Annotated in this window: 5 protein-coding genes and 1 pseudogene; all 6 read right to left on the minus strand. The window is 42.0% G+C overall.

Going from position 1 to position 7,260, the window contains the following annotated elements:
* The coding region (locus I656_RS0116140) for an HAD family hydrolase (protein WP_255348555.1) at positions 1–636 on the minus strand (636 nt) is incomplete at its 3' end.
* Between the two features lie 101 nt (positions 637–737).
* On the minus strand, positions 738–2,471 hold the full coding sequence (locus I656_RS04735) for a CocE/NonD family hydrolase (RefSeq protein WP_033006135.1): 1,734 nt from the start codon (positions 2,469–2,471) through the stop codon (positions 738–740).
* Between the two features lie 162 nt (positions 2,472–2,633).
* Entirely contained in the window at positions 2,634–3,971 is a 1,338-nt protein-coding gene (locus I656_RS04730) for an LLM class flavin-dependent oxidoreductase (RefSeq protein ID WP_033006128.1), read from the minus strand.
* Positions 3,961–4,991: pseudogene (locus I656_RS0116145) on the minus strand (LLM class flavin-dependent oxidoreductase). Before I656_RS0116145 ends, I656_RS04730 begins: the two are co-directional and overlap by 11 nt.
* Before the next feature lie 143 nt (positions 4,992–5,134).
* A complete protein-coding gene (locus I656_RS04725) occupies positions 5,135–6,040 on the minus strand; it encodes a LysR family transcriptional regulator (RefSeq protein WP_033006131.1) in 906 nt (301 codons plus the stop codon).
* Between the two features lie 76 nt (positions 6,041–6,116).
* Positions 6,117–6,911 carry a S9 family peptidase gene (locus tag I656_RS04720; protein ID WP_033006133.1) on the minus strand — a complete coding sequence of 265 codons (795 nt, stop codon included), beginning with the start codon at positions 6,909–6,911 and terminating at the stop codon, positions 6,117–6,119.
* Positions 6,912–7,260: the final 349 nt, after the last annotated feature.

The raw sequence follows: 7,260 nt of genomic DNA on the forward strand, positions 1-7,260 counted from the left end.
AAAAAGCCCCATTTTATTCAATAAATCTGGCACTTCTTCGATAGAACGAATCGTGTGAGGATACCGGATTTCCTCTATCCCTTCCCGATTAAAGCGATTAATCAATAAAGCTTTCATTCCAACTTTCGAACTGCCAATCACATCATCATAATAGTTGTCTCCAACGTAGATGCACTCTTCTCCAGACACTCCAGCATCTTTTAAGGCTTTTTCAAAAATCGCGGCATCCGGCTTTTCCACGCCAACTTCTGCAGAAATAATAATATGATCAAAATAGGCAGTTAAACCATGTCTCTCCAGAAGTTCTCTGGCACTGCGATCCCAGTTGCTGATCACTCCAAGCCTGATGGAGTGCCTTTTTAACTGAGATAATACCGAATTCACAAAGGGGAAAGGATGCCATTGCTCCATATACTTTTGCATCTCCTGCATTCGTTCACTTTGCCTGCGCAAATCAAAATGGAGGCCGAGCTTAAAATTCAAAACACCTAAATACCAAGGGTAGAAAGTTTGAATCTCTTTTCCTAACACACTCGGATACTCTCTCATAAAATATTTATCTGTCAGGTGATAAGCCTTTTCGATTTTTTCTAACGAGATATAAATGCCATTTTCTTTAAGAAATTGCTGGTAGATGGATTCTCGCTGCTGGTAAAAAAGGGTATAACCTAAATCAAACCAAACGAACTTTTTTTTTCATGTCTTCCTCCTTCTTGTTAACATGGACATTCTTGAAATCATCGTTGTTCTTTAACAATTGGCAGGATGACATGTGATGGATATCGTCCGCCATGATAGATCGTTTGAGTTGCAGCAATAAAATCCGCTTCCGTCGCGCTTCCTGGCTTGACCAATCTATTTGGATTGCGGTCAAATGTCGGAAACAATGAACTAGTGATATCCAGGCGAATAGAGTGTCCTTTTTTGAAAACATTGGCAATAGCGCCTGCGTTGATTTCATATTTAATGACTTGTGAAGCTGGCACAGGTTCTTGTCTTTCCAAGGAATTCCGAAAGCTTGCCCTAATGATTCCTTCAGCAACGTTATACGCATTTCCATTTGGATGAACATCGATGAGCTTCACGACAAAGTCCGTATCTTCCGCAGTCGTCGATGCATACAGAATCACTTTAATGTCGCCAACAACGGAAACATCTTCTTCTAATATGTCTGATGTGTAAACTAAAACATCGTTCCGTGCTTCAATCGGAAGTTGATTTTTTGGCCCCATCGGCGTTAAAACCGGATCTGCTCCTGATCTTCCGCCAAGTGCTGGTACTGGAATGGATGGGTGATAAACAAAAATATCAGATGCTTCTTTTTCGGGGAGATGAATGGACAGTTTTCCATCTCCATTGATCGAATTTGCTTTATATGAACTGTGCAGATAGTAATTGGTGTTTATCGTATTAGGAGGCGGCCATTGGGACGCCTCTCTCCACTCATTGCTGCCCATCAAAAAGTACTTCACTGGCTTTTTCTGGCACCATTCGTTTTCTTCATCTTTTAACCATCGATTAAACCAGCTCAGTTGAATTTCATCGATTCGGTTGCGGGCATGTTCTCCAAAATCTAGTTCACCAACATATCTCGACCATGGCATGTGGTACCAAGGGGCAATAAATAAATATTGTTCACTGGCTGCCTTAGCATCCGCATATTTTTTGATGCCTTGAAAGTTTTCAATCGTTCCATCAATGAAGATGTCATACCATCCGCCAATATGAAGAACAGGAACGTTGATTTTCTCATAGTGATCCTGCATCGAGTAGCGGTCCCAATATTCATCTCTTACATGATGTTCGAGCCACTTTTGATAAAATGGCGTTAATTCCTCTTTGACAGCCGGAACATCCTTTAAAGGCAGATAATGATACAATGATTGGATCGCTGCAGTATTGAAAGAAATCTCTCTCAACCAATCCCATTTTCCTCTGCGAAATGCCTCGTCCTGGCTAACAAACAATGTCCAAGACAAATTCAAAGCAAGAGCAAATGCGCCATGTTTATAAACATGTCCGTTATAGCCATCTGAACCAATCATAGCCGGAACAATACACTTTAAATGTGGCGGCCTCTCAGCAGCGGTTAATAATTGCACTGCAGCAGCATAAGAAAACCCGTACATCCCTACTTTAGGTTCTACATCAGGCAAATGTGCCGTCCATTCAACCGTATCATAGCCGTCCTGTCCTTCTGCCTTATAAGGATCAAATGTACCTTCAGATTTCCACCTTCCACGAGTATCTTGAACAATGACCACATACCCATTTTTGGCATACCAGATTGGATGAGCGTAATTCATTGTCTGAGCATCGCTCTTGTTGTAAGGAGTTCTTAATAGCAAAATGGGGTATTTTTCCTGGTCGTCTGGCCGGTATATATCTGCATACAAGATGGTCCCGTCTCTCATCGAAACGGGCACATCTCTTGTAATTTTAATGTTCTCTGTTACTTTCTGTTTCTTCATGACCAAGCATGCCCCTCCCTTCCTTTTTAAGGTGGCAACCCTACTGCTGCCTTTCAGACCGCTCCTTTTTCCACAGCGCCAACTATTCATTCCGTTGATTTTTCCCGGCTTTCGTCTCCATAACATCTGCAACGGCATCGATGGAATTACTTTTGCTCCTTATTAATGAATCGCTTCTTTTGATTTTTTCGTATATTGATTTTCCTTGTACGGCAGCCCCAAATTTCCCCGCAATGTATCACTCTGATACTCCCGGCTGTAGTAGCCCCGCTCTTCCAGAATCGGGATGACGTGCTGAACAAAATCGGTTAAACCGCTACCGAGAACAGGCGGGGCAAAAATGAATCCATCGGCTCCATTGTCCTCCACCCAGGCAATCAATTGATCGGCCACCTGTTCATATGTTCCGAAAAATGCTCCTTTTGGAGTGGTTACCTGCAAAGCCACTTCCCGCAGTGTCAAGTTCTGTTCACGAGCGATTTTCTTAATCCGATCAGTTGTCGATTGGAAGCTGTTTTTCCCGACATCACCCACATCCGGAAACGGCTCATCAAGCGGGAATACACTGAAATCGAAGTGATCAAAGAACCGGCCCAAATAATGAAGCGCCTCTTCGATCGACACAAGGTTTTGAATCGCTTTGTATTTTTCTTCCGCTTCTTCAATGGTGGCCCCGGCAATTGGATGAATCCCCGGGAAAATGAGAATCTCGTCTCTGCTCCGCCCATTCGCTTCTGCCCGCCGTTTCACATCTTCATAAAAAGCCTGCGCCTGTTCAAGTGTCTCTACATTGGTGAAAACGGCATCTGCCTCTTTTGCAGCCAGATTCTTGCCGGCTTCGGAAGAACCCGCCTGAAAAATGACAGGTTGCCCTTGATTCGAACGTTCAATATTCAACGGTCCTTCAACAGAAAAGAAACGGCCTTTATGATTTAAAACATGAAGCTTATTTCTATCAAAAAATTGCCCGGTCTCACGGTTGCGTACGAAAGCATCATCTTCCCATGAATCCCAAAGGCCTTTAACGACTTGCAAAAATTCTTCGGCAATTTCATAGCGAAGCGCATGCGGCGGATGTTCTCCTTTGTTGTAGTTTCTTGCAGAGCCTTCTAACGGAGAAGTGACTACATTCCATCCAGCACGGCCGCCGCTTATTTTATCCAGCGATGCAAATTGGCGGGCAACGGTAAATGGTTCACTGTAAGTCGTCGATACCGTGCCGACAAGCCCTATTCTCGATGTCACTGCTGCAAGGGCAGACAGAATGGTTATCGGTTCAAAGCGATTCAAAAAATGAGGAATCGATTTTTCATTAATATATAATCCATCGGCCACAAAGGCGAAAGAAAATCCTGCTGCCTCTGCTTGCTGGATAATGGACTTATAATATAGAAAGTTCACACTTGCATCTTTTGGAACACTCGGGTCTTTCCATGCATTCATGTGACTGCCCGGGCCGTGCAACATGATTCCCAATTTAATCTGTTTTTTATGAGACATATTCTTCATCCCTTTCTGCACTTTTGTGATCCTCATTCGAGTGAATCGGACTTAGCAATTGAAACGACCGAAGCCGTTCTTCCGCTTTTTGAAGCGGGGTGTGCAAAATAAATTCATCTACTTGATATTTTTTGTGAAAATTTGTTAAAACGTTTTTGACATATAAAGGTGTGCCTGCAATAATATTGCTCGCTTGTTCTTCCACTTCGTAAGCTTCGTCAGCTTGCTTTCCGAAGGCATGCGCTTGTTCTAATGATGAAACCGTTACCGTGCGACCGCTTTGGAGATGCACTTTGAATATTTTTTGCTCTCCCGCCAGTTGTTCCGCTTCTTGTTGTGAAGGGGCGGCGACAACGGCAACGGATACGAGAAAACGCCCATCCGGATAGCCCTTTCGATAAACGCGTGCCGCTTCTTCAAGCACCTTCATATCGCCATTAAGAAATAGACCGAATACAAAAGCAACACCAAGGTCAGCGGCTAGTTGCGCACTTTGGGGACTGGCTCCAAGCAAAAACATTTCAGTTTTTTCTGGAGGGATTGGTGTAGCACGAATGCCGGCGAGCGGATGGTGTTCGTCGACGGAATCTTCAATCAATTTTTTAAAAAAACGAACCGCTCTTTAAAGTCTTTTCCGTCATTCATCGTTCCGAACTGTAATGCCTTCGTTGACAATGGGAGCCCTCCCGGCGCTTTCCCAACACCAAGATCGACTCTTCCAGGTGCAAGAGAAGACAAAACATGGAAATTTTCCGCAACTTTAAAAGGGCTGTAATGTTGAAGCATGACTCCCCCTGATCCAATCCGAATCGAATTGGTCCGGGCGAGCAAATACGAAATCAATACTTCTGGTGAGGAGCCTGCCAGTTGTTCGGTGTTATGATGCTCTGATACCCAGAAACGCGAATATCCCCATTCTTCGGCTTTTTGAGCGAGGCGGACTGTTTGCTGCAGGGCATCAAACGCCGAAGCCCCTTCAGGAATCGGGCTTTGATCCAACAATCCAAGCTGATAACTCATACATATTTCTCCCCTCGTTTTTATTCCAAGTTTGTAGGTGCGAATAATTGGTTTTATTTTGACATTTATCCTACCACCGGAAAAAGGAAAAAGGCAATACTTCCGGTGATAGAAAGATTTATACGATTCATCAAAAAAATCTATCAATTCGTTTGTGATACCGGCGTAATTGCATTTTTTGCAAACTTTTCAACAGATGAAAGAATGGTATTCCATATAAAAGGGGGCTCAGAGCCATAATATATTCCATGAATATACTGTTTCAGCATCATCAAATGAGCGACATTGACTTCCGCAAGCTGGCCAGTTGCCAGTTCATTTTTTATGCATAAATAAGGCAAAAATCCGATCCCACATCCACTTTGAATGAGCGATTTTGCCACTTCGAGATGATCCACCTGAAATTCAATTCGCGGCTCCACGTTCTCTACTTCAAAGATTTTGTGAACGCGATTCCAGTCAAATGCACCGCACTCAAAAAACACTATCGGTTCAAGTGCGAGCTGCCGCGCGGACAACTTTGACTGAAACTGAAATGGATGTCCTGGCTTTACAACAAGCCGTATCGAATTGTCAAGGAGCGGTTTATGCTGCAGCGAATGATGCGACACTTCTTTCATGAACGCCACATCAATCTGCTTTTGAAGCAGCTTATCCATTAGCACCTCATTAGACGCTGAAATAAACTTAAAACGAAGATCCGGATGTGCTTTTTTCCAGAGCGGCAGTGCGAACGGAATAAAATATTGGGATGCAATGAGATTGGCTCCAATGACAACCTCTTCCTCGTCCGCTCTTTTTTTCAGTTGTTTTTTCCCCTGATGGAAGGTGCGGAGAATCTGCTCGGCATACGGAACAAACATTTTCCCTTTTTCTGTAAGTACAATACTCCTGCCTTGCCGTTCAAACAGTTCTGTATCCAATTCGCGCTCCAATGCTTTGATCCGCGCCGTAACCGTTGGCTGCGATAAAAACAACGCGTCGGCTGCTTTATGAATGCTGTTAAAATGAACGACATACATAAACGCTTCAATATAATCAATATTCATGTTTCTCTCCCCCTCTTTTTTGAATCTGAAAACAAAAAGCTCCTGAATGTAGACGCACTCAAGAGCTCTTGGATGACTAATTAGTTTCAATTAGGGATAATTCTTTTTCTAGCCAGTCGCTTGTTATCTGCAAAAGTATTTGTCGATGTAAGAGTGATGAGAATGTATGATTAGCTCCTGCAATCACTTCCTTCTCGCAATTCCCTTTCTTACGGAATTTAAAAGCTTGATCATATGAATCGCAATATTCAACAGGAATTACTTCATCATTTGTTCCATGTACCACTAACACATTTCCAGGAAACTTCTTTGCCTCTTGCAATGGATGGTAATGTGATAAAGATTCAAAAAAATGAGAACCTAATCGATATCCACAATAATCGATGCTTCCATCCAAATTAGATATCTTTGTTTGTGTTCTTACAATTCGGGTGATATCATCATAGGGATTAGCAGACGGAGCCCAAAGTATCAAAGAATCAACCCTCGTATCTATCGTTGCTGTAAGCAATGCGACTGCGCCACCTAAACTATGACCGAGAAGAATGATTGGATTATTCTTGAACGATTCTATGTTCTTGACATAATCAATTACACTTCTCGTCTGGTCGATTAAATCTTCCAATCTATTATCTCCATACTCCCCGCTGCTTTCTCCGCATCCGGCATAATCAAATCGCACTACTAACATTCCTCGCGAAGCCAGATAATGTGCAGTTTGCACAAACAACCTATCGATTCCTATACGTGTACTAATAAATCCGTGACAAATGATCACAATAGGAATTTCTTCCACTGGAAAAAGCGAATCAGGATAGTGCATGGAAGTCGCCAAAAATTCTTTTCCGCTGGCAATTTGCAAAAACTTCATCAAATTTAATTCTCCTCTCCACTCAATGAAGATTTTTTACAATTCAATACAACTAAATTAATTTATCCTTTTTAATTCATACTATTTAAATAGGAATAATATGTTTTTTTATTATCTTATCATCCAAATATCAGCGGTCAATATTTATTTTAAAACCTTTCTTTTGTTTACAATGGCTAATCGCATATATAACTAGGATAAGAGAGGGGTAGGATCGACAAATTGAAAAAGAATAGGTATATCGTAACTATGGTATTATCAGATAATAAATAAGAAAACGTTACTTTCTAATGCTGTTTTTTCTGGTTTGTACGATTTTTTTAATAATGTATATAAGTTGAAACTTTGT

Source organism: Geobacillus sp. WSUCF1, assembly GCF_000422025.1.
GTDB classification, from domain to species: domain Bacteria; phylum Bacillota; class Bacilli; order Bacillales; family Anoxybacillaceae; genus Geobacillus; species Geobacillus zalihae.

Coding starts and splice junctions, on each gene's coding strand:
- I656_RS04730 (WP_033006128.1), bottom strand. CDS start 3,971: ATGTCTCATAAAAAACAGATTAAATTGGGAATCATGTTGCACGGCCCG.
- I656_RS04725 (WP_033006131.1), bottom strand. CDS start 6,040: ATGAATATTGATTATATTGAAGCGTTTATGTATGTCGTTCATTTTAAC.
- I656_RS04735 (WP_033006135.1), bottom strand. CDS start 2,471: ATGAAGAAACAGAAAGTAACAGAGAACATTAAAATTACAAGAGATGTG.
- I656_RS04720 (WP_033006133.1), bottom strand. CDS start 6,911: ATGAAGTTTTTGCAAATTGCCAGCGGAAAAGAATTTTTGGCGACTTCC.